This is a genomic window from Clostridium sp., from assembly GCF_029267215.1.
Lineage (GTDB): Bacteria > Bacillota > Clostridia > Clostridiales > Clostridiaceae > Sarcina.
Map to the genome: position 1 here is coordinate 1 of NZ_JARIDH010000064.1, position 16,637 is coordinate 16,637.

The window sequence follows — 16,637 nt, forward strand, 5'->3', positions numbered from 1 at the left end:
AGAATTCTTGCTCTCCTACTGAAAATATGAATTCACTTCCGCAATCTCTGCATTTTAATGTTTTATCTGACATAAACATTCCTCCTAAAATTAAAGAATCTAAATTGATATAATAATCTCTAATTTACGAGAAACTATTTACCTAAATGAAACTTTTTTGTTAGCAACTTTGCTACTATCTTAGTATAACATAGTATTGGTTTTATTGCAAATTTTAATTTAAACCGCACCAATATTACACTTTATTCCTTCCTCTTCCACAATACTTTTAAATTTTTCCATAGTTTCTTTAGTCGGACTACTTAAATCCTCTGGCATTTTATAATCTCTTCCTAAACATTCATATTTATTAACCCCTAATCTATGATAAGGTAATATGTGAATTTCAAGTAAGTTATTAAGTTTTTTTACAAACTTTGCAATATCTCTAACACTCTCTTCATCACAATTGAAATTTGGAATTATAGGAACTCTTATTATTATTTTTTTGCATAGAGTATCTATTAACTTTATGTTTTCAAGTATTTTTTTATTGCTCTGTCCAACATATTTTTTATGTTTTTCATCATTTATATTTTTAACATCTATCAATGCTAAATCAATCCATGGAAAAACTTCTTCTATTGCAGACTTTTCTGCAAAGGCAGTTGTCTCTATTGCTGTATTTATTAAAGATTCTTTGCATGCTTTAAGAAGTTCTTTTGAAAATTTAGGCTGCATTAAAGGCTCACCACCAGATAAGGTAACCCCACCTCCTGAACGTCTAAATTGTACAAAATCCTTTTTTACTATTTCTAATACTTCTTTTACAGTTTTATTTTGTCCCATATTTACTAAAGCATCAGCATAACATACATCTACACACTTTTTACAGTTAACACATTTTGATTTGTTTATTCTATATTCATTATTAAAATCTATAGCACCATATTCACATATATTTTCACAGTTGTGACAGCCTATACAATTTTTACTATTAAACATTAACTCTTCATAAGCATGCTGAGATTCTGGATTACTACACCATAAACAATTTAATGGACATCCTTTCAAAAAAACAATTGTTCTAAGTCCTGTCCCATCATTTACCGAAAATCTCTGTATGTTAAATATTAATCCTTTTTCTTCATAATTAACTATATTGCTCATATTATTTATCCTTCTTAAGTGTAAATTTTAATATTTCTACTAAAATACTTGATTCTTATAATTTATAACTCTAATTCTGTTCTCTTTATAATATCATCTTGAACACCTTTATCTAGACATATAAATTGAGCACTATATCCTGCAACCCTAACTACTAAATCTCTATATTTTTCAGGATTCTTTTGTGCATTAATTAAAGTTTCTTTACTTATAATATTAAACTGCATATGCATTCCTTTTTTATCAAAATAACTTCTAATTAGATTCATTAGATTTTTAAGTCCATTATCACCTTCCACTGCTGAAGGACTGAATTTTTGATTTAATAATGTTCCACTTGGTGCGCTAAAATGATCTAACTTTGCTACTGAATTTGAAGCAGCTGTTGGGCCATTTACATCAGTTCCTCTAGTTGGAGAAACACCATCTGCGATTGGTTCTCCTGAATTTCTTCCATCAGGTGTTGCCCCAACTAATGAACCTAAATGTACATTATTTGATACTGGATATAATCCAGGTAAAAATTTTCCACCACGTTGATTATGATGTTTAAGAACTTCTTCACAGTATATAAGTGAACCTATTCTTGTAAATTCATCTACTTCATCTATATCATTACCAAACTTAGGTGCTCTTTTTAAAAGCATTTGTCTAATATTTTCATATTTCATTTTTTCATTAAAATCTTCTAAATCTTTACCAAAATTATTATTAAGCGCTTCTTTTAAATCTTCTAATGAAATTTTATTTTCATCAAACACTAATTTTTTTATTGCCATAAATGAATTACCAATGTTAGCTACTCCAACACCTAAAGGGCCAGAAAAACGATAATGTCCGCCACCTTCTTGTATTGATTTTCCTAAAGGAATACAGTCATCTAGCATACATGATAAAAATGGAAGTGGGGCTCTTTCTCTGTGGGCAAGATCTACACAGTTATCAGCTGCAACCATATGCTTAACAAAAAATTGTATTTGCTTTTTATAAGCCTCTATTAACTCATCTATATTCTTAAAGTTTGTAAAATCTCCAGTATTTGAACCAACTTTTTTGCCATTTTCAAATCCATTATTAATTGAAATTTCTAAAACTTTAGCTAAGTTAAAGAATGCAGCATCATACCATCCATCTGTTTTACCAGGTTTTTGAGGTTCAACACATCCAACAATTCCATAATCTCTAGCATCTTCCAAAGTTAAACCTTGATTAACAAGCATAGGTATTATTACTTCATCATTATAAAAAGCTGGTAATCCAGTACCTAATCTTGCCACCTCACAAGCTCTTATTAAAAATTCCTCAGGTGAGTTATTCCAAACTCTAACTGATAAAGAAGGTTGTGGTAATTTCAAACTTCCTGTTGCATCCATGCATAAATAAGTTAATTCATTGGTTGCATCCTTACCTTCTGGAGTTTGTCCACCTACTATTAGATTTTGGAACATTGAATACCCACTAAATGCTTTTGTTGTAGTTTCATCACGAACCTTTGTTAAATCATTAAATTTAACCCATAAGCAATGAAGTACTTCTCTATTGAAATCTTTTTCTGTATTAGATTTTTCTAAATCATTTTTATAAAATGGGTACATATATTGGTCAAAACGAGCTGGAGAAATAGCATGTCCATTTGATTCTAAACTTATTATTAATTGAATAAACCAAAAAGATTGACAAGCTTCATAAAAAGTTTCAGCTGGATATTCAGGAACCTTATTACAAATTCTTGATATTTCTAATAATTCTTTTTTTCTTTTTTCGTCTTTTTCATTATTTGCTAATTCCTCTGCAAGGTTAGCATATCTATGTGCATAATCTATAGCAGCATTACAACAAATTATAATTGAATCCCAAAACATTTTCTTATGAATATAATTAGGATCACTTTCTATAGATTTATTAATTTCCTTTTTAACTTCTTTTATTATTCCACTAAATCCATTTTTTAAGACTTTTTCATAATCAACTGATATATGACCAAGTCCATTAAAATGATAATTAGCTACAGTAAACACATTAGATTTCATAGCCTTTTTTGTTGATTCTGGCATATATGAAGTAGCAAGTTCACTTACTGTTTTTCCATCCCAATATTTAAATATTTCTTTTAACTCACTTTTAGTCTCCTCTGAAATCTTAAATGCATCAGATGTTCTTTTTTCCAGCTTATCAAATTCATCCACAAGCCATTTATTAGAAAATTCAGGATAAACCTGGGCAGATCTTGGATTTTTAGTTAAGCTTCCCACAATAAGTTCACCATTTCTAATTGTTATAGGCATTTTTTCTAGAAGATCTCTCAATGCCTTTGCTTTTCTTATTATTATAGGTTCATTTTCTGTTTTTTTGAAAGAATCAGTTAAAATTCTAGCTCTATCAACTTCAATTTCAGGGAATGCAGCTAAAATTTCCTCTTTCAAAATTTCCACTCTTTTTGTAGGTTTTTCAAATCCTTTTTGTAAAATTTCCACTTGAATCTCTCCTATCTTATAAAAATAATAATTAGAATCAATTATTTTTATACTTTATAAATTTAAATCACAATATATAATCTAATAAATAAGTTATGAATCCAAATAATATTACAAACACTAAATAAAATTTTAATGTTTAATTTAACATCTTCCCTTCTCATCCAACAATACCCTTTAGACCTCTCTACTATTATGAGACACTACTTCTATAAGTAGATTCTAAAGTATTTGCTACCACAAGCTAATCTGGACTTAAATATAAAGTTTTGAGATTTCAACTTGAAAACCTTTAAACAAACGTTTACAAGAGTTTTATTATCTCTTATATAAGTTCTAATTGCTCATAAAAATTATTAAACTATTGGACAAAATCCCCCTACAAGAATCAATACTAAAATTATCTTTAAGTAGTTATTTCAATTATCATTTTCTTAATAATTTCCATACTGCTATTATGTAACGAAAAATTATAAATAAATTTGCAATTATTATAAATCATAAAACTACTATAATTTCTTTAAATACCTTTATTTTTATATATCTAAAGTTAGCTTTCTTAACTTTTGTTGTAAGTATTTTAATATAATACTCTTTACATCTTAAGTTTGATTTATGTAATTATTTTTCTAAAATATTATTTTTAAAACTAATTTATAGCTATCTAACATCACAAGAATTTAACTTATCCATTTAATTAATATTATACGCCTTTTTTCATCAAAATTTAAGCACTAATGTAAAAAATTACTCAATTAAATACAAATTTACTCATAACTTATTGAAGAATTGAAGTAAAAAGCTTCTTTTAAGAGAAAATATATCTGTATAAGCTTCTATCAATTATTCTAATATTTATAACAAAGTATTTTCATTAAAGGAAAATTGTAGACTTTGATAAATATGACTTATTCTAATACTTATAACAAAGCTATATGCTTATCTAAGAAAATATTAATTTTATTAATAGGATTTTTAATTGATTTAATGTAAAATATTATTATAAGTTATATAACCATTATTTTTAGTACTAAAATTTTCGAGTTTAAAATAAAATTAAGGATGATATTAATGGATAAAGTAAAAGTAACATGTGAAATGGAAATAACTTTAATAGCTATAGGCGGTAAATGGAAGCCCCTAATATTATATTTCCTTATAGAAGAAGGTACAAAGAGATTTGGAGAAATAAAATCTTTTATACGTAATGTATCTCAAAAGACTTTAACAAACCAACTTAGACAATTAGAAAAAGATGGTCTTGTTGAAAGAAAAGTTTATGCTGTATTACCTCCAAAAGTTGAATATACTGCTACCAAAAAAGGTAAATCCTTATTTCCTATTTTAGAACTTATGTGTCAATGGGGAGAGAAAAATGCAGATGAAAGATTTGAATTTATAAACCCTCAATGTGAATAACTTTTTAAGATTTATTTTAAATAAGTATTAAAAAGCAAAATAATTAAGAGGTGTTAAAAAAACTTTAGTTCCTTGCAAGGTCAAGTCTAAATTATATCTAATACCTCTTTTTTATTTTAAACAATTATACACTCTAAAAACCTAATTATTCTATAACAAAATAAAAAGATGTTATAAACTAGCTAATAATAAAACTTATAAATAATATTAAGAAAATATATGGATAAGCTTTAGAATTTAAGAAATCATGGAGATAATTTTCCCTTAATAAGATTGAATGTCTTATGCGAAGCTAGTTTTCAATCTTTAGAAAAATTATCGTAATGATTTCTATAAATTCTTAGCGAAATCTAATAATTATCAGAATATATTTATAAGTTTTATTTAAAGTTCTTATAACATCTAAATGCTCTATTAAACTAGTTTATCTAAAACTGACTCACCAATTGTTCCTTCTGGCATTTTTAAGTCGAAGTTGTCAGCAATTGTTGCTCCAATTGTAGCAAAAGTCTTAGGAGTTTCTAATTGTCCATGATCTTTCATTGATGGTGAATAAGCTAAAAATGGCACATACTCACGAGTATGATCTGTTCCTGTGTAAGTTGGATCATTACCATGATCTGCAGTTATTATTAATAAATCATCTTCATTTAACTTATCTAATAATTTTCCTAAGTTAACGTCGAATTTTTCTAACTCTTCAGCATATCCTTGTGGATTTCTTCTATGTCCCCATAATGCGTCAAAGTCAACTAAGTTAACAAAGCAGAATCCTGTGAAATCTCTATCAGCTATTTCTAATGTTTGCTCCATTCCATGAACTGAGCTCTTAGATTTATTTCCCTCTGTTATTCCTTCTCCATCAAATATATCTTTTATTTTACCAACTGAAATAACCTCAAAGTTGTTATCTTTTAATTCATTAAGAACTGTTCTTCCATATGGTTTTAAAGCATAGTCATGTCTATTGCTTGTTCTCTTGAATTCACCTTTCTTAGTTCCTAAGTAAGGTCTTGCTATTACTCTTCCAACTTTCCACTCATCTTTAAGTGTTAATTCTCTTGCAATTTCACAGCATCTATATAATTCATCTAATCCAAAAGTTTCTTCTTGACCACAGATTTGTAAAACTGAGTCTGCTGATGTATAAACTATCATATCACCAGTTGCTATTTGATGCTCTCCTAATTCATCTAGGATTTCAGTACCACTAGCACTCTTATTTCCTACTATTTTATGTCCCGTTCTTTTAGTTAACTCATCTAATAATTCTTGTGGGAATCCAGTATCAGTGAAAGTTTTAAATGGTTTAGTTATGTGTAAACCCATCATCTCCCAGTGACCAGTCATTGTGTCTTTACCCACACTAGCCTCAGCCATTTTCATTTGATATCCAATTGGATCAGCTACTGGATTTACATGTTTTATTGGGTGTAAGTTTGCTATACCCATTTTTTGAAGGTTTGGTATATTAAATGAATCCACTGAGTCAGCTATGTGAGCTAATGTGTCAACATTAACATCTCCAAATTTTTTTGCATCAGGCATTTCTCCAATACCTAATGAATCTATTACTATAGTAAAAATTCTTTTATATTTCTTACTCATTTTAAGACCCCCTGTTAAATTTCCGTGTCTATATTATAATTTTTTCATTTTTAATTTTCAAACATTTTATTTTTATTAATATTTTAAATAAGCATTTATTTTATTTAGTCTTTAATATTTATTTAAATTGTTCTATATTTAATTTTTGATTTCTAAAATTATATTAGTTTTCTTAAATAAAATTTCTATTTTATTTTTCCATTTTCTTTATCTTCTTTTATTAGGTTTCTTATTCCTTCAATACCAGCTTTTATTGCAAGCTCAGTATCATGTACTTGAGGATTATCTAATCCTGCTTTTTCTCTTTCTTGGTTGGCTATAGTTAGGAAAACAGCTCCAACCCTTACTCTTAAGTAGCTTCCTACTATGAATAATGCAGCTCCTTCCATTTCTGAACCTAAGCATCCACATCTTTTCCAAGCTTCCCATTTATTTAATAAATCATAGCTTACTGGTTTAATTTCTGGTGAATGTTGTCCATAGAATGAATCTTTTGATTGAACTACACCTGTATGATATGGAACTTTTAATTCTTTAGCTCCCTTAACTAATGCATTTATTACATCTAAGTTTGCTACTGCTGGGAATTCAATTGGTGCGTATTCTCTTGAAGTACCCTCTGCTCTTATTGAACCAGTTGCAACTATTAAATCTCCACCCTTAACATCTAAATCTATTCCACCACAAGTTCCTACTCTTATAAAAGTATCAGCTCCACATTTAACTAATTCTTCTAAGGCTATGGCTGCTGATGGACCTCCAATACCAGTTGAAGTAACACTCACTTTTTCTCCATCTAAGTATCCTGTATATGTAACATACTCTCTTTTATCAGCAACTAACTCTGCATTATCTAAATATTTTGCTATTTTAGCACATCTTTTAGGATCTCCTGGCATTATAACATATCTACCTACTTCTCCTGGTGCTACATCTATATGATATTGTTTTTCTGAACCTTGTGAATAAATCATTTAAAATTCCTCCTAACATATACTCTTTTATATTAATTTCAAACTTGTCTGCTTGCTTGTCTGTTTATATTTATATCATACTACAAATTTTCAAAATTATCAAACGTTTACAAAAAGTTTTTTATTAATTATTGGTTATTATAGCTAAATATCTTATAATTTAATTATAAACTTAATGATTTTAATATAACTTGTTTATACTTGTCTATTTTTTAGAAAGGTGATTGCTATGAATATTCTTATTAATCCAAAACCAAAACAACCATTATATGTAACAGTATATGATAAACTTTTTAAGATGATTGATGAAGGAAACTTTCCAAATGATTGTAGACTTCCTTCTGAGCCTGAACTTTCAAAAAGATTAGGTGTAAGTAGAAGTACTTTAAGACAAGCTCTTTCATTATTACAAGATGATGGACTTATAAAAAATATAAGAGGAAAAGGTAACTTTATAACAAAGGAAAATAAAAATAAAATAACTGGACTAGAAAAAATAGGACATCCTGTTTATACATGTTTAGATTTAGAAATTAAAAAAGTTGATTTTGATTTCAAGATAACTCCTCCTTCTGATTATTATAAAAAAATACTTGGAGAAAGTTCTGTTGCTACATTATGCATAGATAGATGGTATCTAACTGAAAACTCTGCAAAAGCTTATACATATACAATAATTCCAATAGAAGCTATTTCACTATTTAATATTGATTTAAATGATAAAAAAACTCTTTTAAACTTTATTGAAGAAAAAAGCTACTTAGATTGTACAAATACAGAAATTAAAGTAAAAATTACAACCACTGGAAATTTTGTAACAAAAAATCATCCAATATCTGATGAAACTCAATTTTACTTAATTGATGAGGCAATATATAGTAACTCACAATTTCCAATAATATTTAACAAACATTATCTACCAATAAAACAAAGTACATTAAAAATAAATCCAAGCAAATAAAATGGCATATATCAAAATAACTTTTTATAAAACTTACAAATAATATGAAGAGATATAGATGGACTTTAAAATTTAAATTATTACATAGAAAATATCACTTTAAAAGCTTAGACTGTTTAAAGTGTAGCAAGTTTCTAAGCTTTAGTGATATTTTCGAAGTAATAATTATAAATCCTCAGCAAAATCTAGTGATTATAGAAATTTATTTGTAAGTTTTATTATTATATTTTTATACAGCCCCTTTTTCAAATATTATCTTATATAAATCTTCTCCATAACTTGTTCTAAGTGGTTCTCCTTCAATAATTTTAAAAGTTCTTTCTCCACTTTCTTTTCTTTCTGCTCTTAAAAAAATAGATTCTTTATTTTTATCTTTATAACAATTAGAAGCTAATTCAAATAAATGAGTTACAAATAAAATCTTTATTTTATTTTCTAATAAAGCCTTTATAATCTCTCTTGCTATTTCACTTCCATCTCTTTCATTAGTTGATGCAAAGGATTCATTGAATATTACAAAGGAGTTCTTTGAAATATGTTCTATTATTTCACTCATTCTTTTTAACTCTTCATCTAACTTTCCACTTTTCATTGATGAATCTTCTTCTCTTCTATAATGAGTAAATAATACCTCTGCTATGTTTGCTTTTAAACTTTCACCTGAAATAAAAATTCCACTTTGCATCATTATTTGAGCTTGTCCAATACTTCTTAAAAATGTTGATTTTCCCCCTTGATTAGCTCCTGTTACCATTATTAACTTTTTATTTTCTCCATTTAAATCATTTCCTACAACTTTTTTATTGCAACTTAAAACTAAATTAACATCACTGAGATTTTTAAAGGAAAAATCCCTTTCTTCCCTATCTAGAGGAATTGGAAAACTAATAGGTTGTCCAATGCATTTTAATTCTTCATAAAGATTTAAAGCTCCAATATAAAAAGCTAATTCAACTTTTAACATGGTAAAAAAGTTCAATATATTTTCTGCTGCTTGTCCAAGTGCGTTGGCCACAAAGTTTAAACCTCTATTTTCTAGCTCATTTAAAGCATTAAACCCACTTTCATCTCTATCTGCTATGGTAAAACTATATTTTCCTAATTTTTTCTGAAAAATCTTAGTAAAAAAACTGCTATTTTTAGAATTATGGTTCCTTAATATATAATTCTTCCCCTTATTTCCTCCCCCTAATTCTGCGCTTATTAAAACTCCATTTTTAAATTTAAGTTTCTTTAAATGTTCCTTTATATTTTCAATATATTCATCACTTAATTCCTCATCTAGGGTATAAAATAAATTTTTAAAACCTTCTGATGTGAAACAACTTTTATTTTTATCAATTATTTTTCTTAACTTTTCAAAACTTTCTACAAACATTTCCATTACACGAATAGATCTATCTAAAATAGTACTTGGATAATCACTAAATAATCCATAATAAAACTTTTTATCATTTTCAATTGTATCTGAAGCTAGTCTATAAATTTCTCTAGAAACTTCCTTATTTTTTAGGCAATCCTTTAGGATATCTTGTCTATAAATAATTTCATCCTTAGTTTTTAAACTAAGTAAAATTCCTTTTTTAACAACCTCTCTTAAAAACTCATCCTCTTTTGCCATAGAATCAAATAATGTATTAAGTTCTAAATCCTGTATTAAATTTTCTGCGTTCCAAGGAAGTTTTTCATCCATATCAAAATTTTTATCTTTGTACATAAGAAAAGCCTTCATCACTTAATCCTCTCCTTAATAAGATCATATGTTAATCCATATTTTTCAGCAATTGTCATAGCATAAGTTTGTCCATCAAAAGATTTTCTCTTGATTTTATAAGTTCTTATTGATGAATCACTAGGATCAACATTACTAACCATAGTTACTATTTTTTCGCTTAAATCACCAAGTTCATCAACAAAAGTTACACATACACAGAGAATATCTTTTAAAACTATTTCATTTAAAACTTTTTCTCCTAAAAACAAAGCATCCTTAAGTGTTGTTGATGAAAATATTTCATTCATTATGATAATACTATTTGATGTTGCTTTCTCTAAAATACTATGAATTCTCTTTAAATCATCCTGAAGCTTACCACTTAATGTTTTTATATCTTCTTCTCTCTCAAAATGAGTAAAAATATTATCAAACAAATATGTTTTTCCTTTATTTCCAGGTATTTCACACCCTAAACTTCCTAAATAATTAACTTGTCCAAAAGTTCTTGCAAAGGTTGTTTTTCCCCCTTGATTTGGTCCTGATATTACAAAAATTCTTTCCTCACCTTTTAAATAAAAATCATTGCATACAACTGACTTTTTTTCGTACATAAGTCTATCTGCTAAAGCCAAATCAAAGGAATTCTCCACATAAATTTCTTTATTTTCATTTGAAACCTCTGGATAACAAAAGTTTAATCCCATATTCTTAAAATCTTTTACATAATCAATATATGCCATATAAAATTGAATTTCCCTATCAAACTTTTTAATGGTTTCCTCTTGAAACTCCTGATTATTTTCATAGTATGTTGTTAATTTCTCAAACTCATGGGGATATAAAAGTACAACCCTATCTAATATACTAGCTTCTACATGATTCATTTCTAAAGCATTTTGAAATTTATATGTATAATCCTTACACTCTTTCTCCTTAAACCTTTTAAAAGTTTCTAAAACCAAATTACCATAATCCTCTTCCCCTTCATATTTAGAAACAGTAACTGTATTTCCTTTTATAAAAAAGCAATATTTAATTGAAGCTAAATTTTCCTTAACTAAATCCAATCCACTTTTTAGTGAAACAAATTTCTCTGATTTAACATACTTACTTAAAAACTCACGAAAATTAATAAGTCCAGTAGATTCAATATTTAAAATATTTAAGTCCTTAAGTAAATCAATTACTCCATTGCAATAAGCCTCTATTCCCTCTAAAAACCAACTTTTTCTTTGGTACTCATAATTTAGTTTTTCATATTGTATTATTCTTTGCTTCATAAAATTCATTTTATCTGAAAATCTATCAATTGCTTTGAAAACCTCTTCCTTCTCAACATCTTTCATAATTTCATGACGATAATAAACCTCACTTAAAACAGTAAGATGCTCATAGAAAAATGGTTTCAAATTATATTTTTTTCTATTACAAGTAATAGCATCTACAATTTGGTCTAAGTTTAAATCCTTAAAAAACCTTGGAATTCCGATTACGTTTTCATCCATTCTATTCCTCTCATCCTTAAATAAAATGCTTCCAAACCCCATATCTCTCTACCTCCTTATAAAGCTTTTATTTTAATTTAGGTTTATATAATAAACTTGTGTTAATCTAAATATTTATAAATTATTAAAAGTATTCTATATTAAACAAACTATTATATAAAACTTAATATTATTATAAAAAAACTGATGAATTCTACACTTAATAGTAGAAGCCATCAGCTATTATAAGCATTTAGGATTTCTCCAAAGGAGTACTTCATTCCTTTATTTAATTATAGTATTTTTCCATATTTTATTCAATAAAACATTAATTAGAATGCTGTAAATCCACAATCAACTGACATAAATATACCTGTTACATTACTTGCCTCATTTGATGCTAAGATTAATTATTCTAATGTCCTAATTCTACATTTAATCCATTAGGTTTATTATGGATTGCTATTTTTTCTAATAACTTTTCACAATCTCTATGCATTCCTATTAAATTTGATTTAGTTCCATTTTTGTTTAGTTTTATAATCACCTTATCTATTGCATCAACTGCTGATTCATCCCATATTTTCATATGTGATAAATCAATATCTATCTCTTTTACATCCTCATAATAATCAAACTTATTAATAAAAGCTGTTGTAGATGCAAAAAATAATGGACCATTACAAATATATTTAACCTTATTATCTTCAACTATTTTTTCAACATTAATATGTGAAATTTTTGAAGTAAAGAATACTGCACTTAAAATTACTCCAACTACCACCCCATAAGCTAAGTTGTGAGTTAATAAAACTATTAAAACTGTTGTTAACATTACTATTGTATCTGTTATTGGAACATCTTTAATTCTCTTTAATGATTCCCAGTTAAATGTTGTTATTGAAACAACCACCATAACAGTAGCTAAGGCAACAACTGGTACTCTTAAAAATACTTTATTAAATACTATTGCAAATATAAGCATTAAAGTTCCTGCTGTGAAAGTTGATAATCTTCCTTTTCCACCATACTCTTGATTTATAACAGTTTGACCAATCATTCCACAGCCTGCAATTCCACCAAAGAAACCTGCTACTATATTTGCCAATCCTTGTCCAACACACTCTTTATTTTTATCACTAGTATCATCATTTATCTCATCAACTAACTGAGCCGTTAATAATGATTCAACTAATCCAACTATTGAAAGTGAAAGTGAATAAGGTAATATTATTTTTAAAGTTTCTAAATTTAATGGTACATCTGGAATTAAGAAAGTTGGTAATTCACTTGTTATTCTTCCCATATCTCCTAAACTAGTAACATCCATGCCGGTTCCTAAGACTATTGTACTTATAACTATTATTGCAACTATTGGTGAAGGAATGACTTTTGTAAACCTTGGTAGTATGTATATTATTAAAATACCTATTGCTCCTAAAGTTAATAACATATAACTACCTTTAAAATGATCTACTTGAGCCATAAACATCATTATTCCTAATGCATTAACAAAGCCTATCATAACTGGCTTTGGAATAAACTTTAATAAATTCCCTATCTTTAAAAATCCAAATATAACTTGGAATACTCCTGTAAGTATTGTTGCAAGAAGCATATACTCCACACCATAATCTCTAACTAAACTAGCTAAAACTAAAGCCATAGATCCTGCAGCTGCTGATATCATTCCTGTTCTTCCACCAAATATAGAAATGATAACAGAAATACAAAAACACGAATAAACTCCTACCATAGGATCAACCCCTGCAACTATTGTGAATCCTATAGCCTCTGGTATAAGAGCCATACAAACAACAAGACCTGCAATAAGTTCTCCCTTAATATCTCCAAACCACTCTTTCTTTAATTTTTCCATAAACACCGTCCTTTGTTTATATAATCCCGTTTTAAACATAACTACCCTAGTATATAAAATAGAATAAAAAGTTTCAATCTTTTTTATTTATGCTTAAAATTACCATTATTTTATATAAATACCTATTTAAATATCAAATTTTAATTATTAACACTTAAATTTAACAAATTTATAAATTAAATCCATACGAATAATTATATATATATATTAAATTCAGCTAAATAATTGACATATTTTAAAAAACAATGTATGATTAATTCTAAAATTATTCTACAAAAAAAAATCAAATTAATTTATGTTTTTTGTAAACTTTTGGAATTTATTTATATATAATTTTATATTTGTTATAAAAATTTTAACGAATTAAATAATTTAATGTAAAATTTAACATTATTTTTTAGGAACGTTGATATATATCCTGTATTTGGGCATCTGGGTTATATTGAGTTAGTGATGCAACCGGCTAAATAAAAATATCTACTATGATTTAGATATTTTATTATTTAGCCGTTTTTTTATTTTTTAAATTTTATGAAAGGAGAGAAAACTTATGAATAGTAATAAAAAATGTCTTAGAATAATTGTATTTTTAGCTTTTATTTCTATGCTAATTAGTTTAATATCTCCCTCTTTTAATACTTTTGCTACAACTAAAACATCAATTCAAAATAATGGTGCAGTAAGTTTAACAGCAAAATTTACAGATGGTAATACTATTAGAGATGGTATGGTTAAAACTTTAGAAATAAATTATGATATTTTAAATGTTAATAAACTAAATGAAGGAGATAAATTAGTTGTAGATTTACCTGATATTTTCTCAAATATTACTCCTAAATACAGTAGAAATCATTTTTCAGATTGCGAAATCAGTGGACATACCTTAACTTTAACATTTAATAAACATGCATCTAGTAGTGGATTAAAAGGGTATTTATCTTTACTATTACAAACATCCAATGATATTAAAGATCAAAAATATCCAGTTATAATAAACACTCCTGGATACTCACAAACAATTTATTTAAACGGAGAAGCTAGACACGATAGTGGAAGTGCAGGTACTCAATCTCCCGTTATGTATAAAGGAAACTTTTTAAATCAAGATGGTAATTATATAGGGGTAATAACAGATTCAACCAATATACCATATTATGTAGAAATAAATAGACCTGGTCATGATCCACAAGGAAATATTACAAACAGAGACTTATATAATTCTGTTTTTGTTGACAATATGCCTAAAGGAATGAGACTTAATGAATCTAGTGTAACAATAACAAAAAATACTTGGAACGGAAGATTTGACTATAGGGATGCCCCTATTTTTACTAGTGAAGATGTTACACAGGAATTATTAAATTCAAAAAAACTTATAAAAACCCCTTATAGTTTAACTTTAAATATAGGTTTTGTATATTGGTATGAAAGTTATTCCATAAGATATAGTACATTTGTTGTTTCAAAAGAAGACAAGTATTCAAATACTGCTAATTTTTCTTATTCTGATCCATATACACACAAAAAAATAAATACTATATCCACATCTGATGCAAGATTATCTTCAGATGCCGGCGCTTTGAATGTTACTAAAACAGTTGATAAAAATAAAGTTACTGATTCAGATAAAGATCAAACTATTAAGTATACTATTAAATTCGATTCTGATGGTAGTTTTGATAAAGGAGTGGCGTCTATAACAGACACACTAGATCCTAGATTAAGTGATATAAAAATAGTAAATGTGACAAATCAATTTACAACATATTTTTCTAATGAAATAGATAAAAAAACAGGTAAAAAACTCATGACTCTTCATGCTTCAAATGACAATGGGCCTATAAATTCACAAAACCCTGCTTATATAACAATACAGGCAAGCATGAAAAATGTTAACCCTGGAGAAGAAGTAAAAAATACTGCTTATATAAATGGTAATCCTACTAACGAGGTAAGTACTAAAAAAAATCCAGAGGTTAAAATATTAAAAATTGATAAAAATGATACTAAAAAAAATCCGACTTCAATAGGAGGGGCTGTTTTTAAACTTACAACTAAAGATGGTAAATCTGTTAAAGATGTTTATGGAAGAGATCAAAGTACAATTACTTCTTTAAGTAATAAAGCTCTCACTCTTGAATTACCATATGGAAGTTATATTTTAACAGAAATAAAAGCTCCAGAGGGATATAAATTAGATCAAAAACCAATTAATTTTACGGTTGATGATAATACTAGAACACTGCAAATTATTGCAAAGGATACTTTACTTCCTCAAACATTTAATTTAAACATAAAAAAAATAAATGATAATGGAAATCCTCTTTTAGGAGCTAAATTTAATTTATATAAAGAATCAGACCTTAAAAATCCATTAAAATTTATTAATCAAAAGAGTACTAATATTTATGATTTAAACAATTTTGGAATTCAAAATTTAAACCCTATTGGAAAAGATGCTTCTCTTTCAATTAATAAATTACCTTATGGAAATTATATATTAAAAGAAGTTAAATCACCTAATGGATATCTTTTAAGTGATAATATCTACATAACAATAGATCCTAAGGAAAGTTTTTATACCATAGGTAAAGATGGAGTAAAAGTAAACTTAACTAAAGATTCAAAAACAAATTCATATACCATTTCAGTAGTTAATAAACATCAAATTATATTACCTGAAACTGGTGGTAATGGAACTTATAATTTTTATTTAATAGGAAGTGTATTGTTGTTAATTTCAATAATGCTAATAAGTTTAAGTAAATTAATTTCAATAAAAAAGGATAAGTCCTAATGAATAATTAAAATAAATTTAATATTTTATAGAAACGTTGATATATATCCTCTATTTGGGCATCTTGGATATATTGAGTTAGTGATGCAACCGGCTAAATAAAAAAATCTAATGTAATTTAGACTTTTAATTATATAGCCGGTTTTTATTTATATAAATTTAGTTTTGCTCAATT

The 16,637-nt window shown here is 26.9% G+C and carries 11 protein-coding genes and 3 riboswitches; of the genes, 3 read left to right on the forward strand and 8 right to left on the reverse strand.

Features of this window, described 5'->3' with window-relative positions; genetic code table 11:
• The 3 genes from Q1K13_RS10745 to Q1K13_RS10755 form a co-directional block, all read right to left on the reverse strand.
• The coding region (locus Q1K13_RS10745) for a zinc-ribbon domain containing protein (protein WP_366522630.1) at positions 1-79 on the reverse strand (79 nt) is incomplete at its 3' end.
• A 140-nt stretch (positions 80-219) separates the two neighbouring features.
• The gene (locus Q1K13_RS10750; RefSeq protein WP_300350640.1) at positions 220-1,149 is read right to left on the reverse strand and encodes a glycyl-radical enzyme activating protein; all 930 of its coding nucleotides are present in this window, start codon (positions 1,147-1,149) and stop codon (positions 220-222) included.
• A 62-nt stretch (positions 1,150-1,211) separates the two neighbouring features.
• Entirely contained in the window at positions 1,212-3,623 is a 2,412-nt protein-coding gene (locus Q1K13_RS10755) for a glycyl radical protein (protein WP_300350642.1), read from the reverse strand.
• 1,071 nt (positions 3,624-4,694) lie between these two features.
• Here Q1K13_RS10755 and Q1K13_RS10760 point away from each other — a divergent pair.
• Positions 4,695-5,042 carry a winged helix-turn-helix transcriptional regulator gene (locus Q1K13_RS10760; RefSeq protein WP_498038046.1) on the forward strand — a complete coding sequence of 116 codons (348 nt, stop codon included), beginning with the start codon at positions 4,695-4,697 and terminating at the stop codon, positions 5,040-5,042.
• A gap of 414 nt (positions 5,043-5,456) precedes the next feature.
• On the opposite strand, the gene Q1K13_RS10765 is transcribed toward Q1K13_RS10760, so the two are convergent.
• The gene (locus Q1K13_RS10765) at positions 5,457-6,650 is read right to left on the reverse strand and encodes a phosphopentomutase (RefSeq protein ID WP_300350647.1); all 1,194 of its coding nucleotides are present in this window, start codon (positions 6,648-6,650) and stop codon (positions 5,457-5,459) included.
• Positions 6,651-6,835: 185 nt separating this feature from the next.
• On the reverse strand, positions 6,836-7,624 hold the full coding sequence (udp, locus tag Q1K13_RS10770) for a uridine phosphorylase (protein WP_300350650.1): 789 nt from the start codon (positions 7,622-7,624) through the stop codon (positions 6,836-6,838).
• Between the two features lie 229 nt (positions 7,625-7,853).
• Here udp and Q1K13_RS10775 point away from each other — a divergent pair, with 229 nt between their 5' ends.
• On the forward strand, positions 7,854-8,585 hold the full coding sequence (locus tag Q1K13_RS10775) for a GntR family transcriptional regulator (RefSeq protein WP_300350653.1): 732 nt from the start codon (positions 7,854-7,856) through the stop codon (positions 8,583-8,585).
• A 229-nt stretch (positions 8,586-8,814) separates the two neighbouring features.
• On the opposite strand, the gene Q1K13_RS10780 is transcribed toward Q1K13_RS10775, so the two are convergent.
• The 3 genes from Q1K13_RS10780 to Q1K13_RS10790 form a co-directional block, all read right to left on the reverse strand.
• Complete coding sequence (locus Q1K13_RS10780; protein WP_300350721.1) at positions 8,815-10,317, reverse strand: MutS-related protein; 1,503 nt, start codon at positions 10,315-10,317, stop codon at positions 8,815-8,817.
• Positions 10,317-11,849 carry a MutS-related protein gene (locus tag Q1K13_RS10785; RefSeq protein ID WP_300350655.1) on the reverse strand — a complete coding sequence of 511 codons (1,533 nt, stop codon included), beginning with the start codon at positions 11,847-11,849 and terminating at the stop codon, positions 10,317-10,319. The genes Q1K13_RS10780 and Q1K13_RS10785 overlap by 1 nt, the downstream gene beginning before the upstream one ends.
• Positions 11,850-12,006: 157 nt before the next feature.
• Positions 12,007-12,080, reverse strand: a riboswitch (Fluoride riboswitch).
• Positions 12,081-12,201: 121 nt separating this feature from the next.
• Positions 12,202-13,665, reverse strand: a complete 1,464-nt coding sequence (locus Q1K13_RS10790; RefSeq protein WP_300350657.1) for a SulP family inorganic anion transporter — start codon at positions 13,663-13,665, stop codon at positions 12,202-12,204.
• 390 nt (positions 13,666-14,055) lie between these two features.
• Positions 14,056-14,139, forward strand: a riboswitch (cyclic di-GMP riboswitch).
• A 76-nt stretch (positions 14,140-14,215) separates the two neighbouring features.
• Here Q1K13_RS10790 and Q1K13_RS10795 point away from each other — a divergent pair.
• On the forward strand, positions 14,216-16,462 hold the full coding sequence (locus Q1K13_RS10795; protein WP_300350660.1) for an MSCRAMM family protein: 2,247 nt from the start codon (positions 14,216-14,218) through the stop codon (positions 16,460-16,462).
• Between the two features lie 21 nt (positions 16,463-16,483).
• Positions 16,484-16,567, forward strand: a riboswitch (cyclic di-GMP riboswitch).
• Positions 16,568-16,637 lie beyond the last annotated feature (70 nt).